Annotated in this window: 1 protein-coding gene; it reads left to right on the top strand. The window is 42.8% G+C overall.

Annotated features, from left to right (window positions below; all coding sequences use genetic code 11):
• Nucleotides 1-269: cytochrome c biogenesis protein (locus tag SCA31_RS23590; RefSeq protein WP_410699441.1), on the top strand; the 269-nt coding region annotated here is incomplete at both ends.

The raw sequence follows: 269 nt of genomic DNA, 5'->3' as shown, positions 1-269 counted from the left end.
AATGTCTCTTACGATAGGTCTGTTCGCATTAACTGTAGGAAACTTCTTAGGAGGAATCTGGGCGAATGAATCATGGGGTAGATACTGGAGCTGGGACCCGAAAGAAACATGGGCTTTCATCTCGATTATGGTATATGCTTTCGTACTCCACATGAGATTGGTTCCGGGCTTAAGAAGCAAATGGGCTTTCCACGTTGCAACAATGTTTGCATTCTGCTCAATGGTGATGACTTATTTCGGAGTTAACTATTACTTAAGTGGTCTTCACT

It is taken from the genome of Chryseobacterium sp. SIMBA_028, assembly GCF_046535285.1.
GTDB lineage: Bacteria > Bacteroidota > Bacteroidia > Flavobacteriales > Weeksellaceae > Chryseobacterium.
The sequence above is the reverse complement of the archived record's forward strand: the minus strand, read 5'-3'. Positions and strand labels throughout refer to the sequence as shown.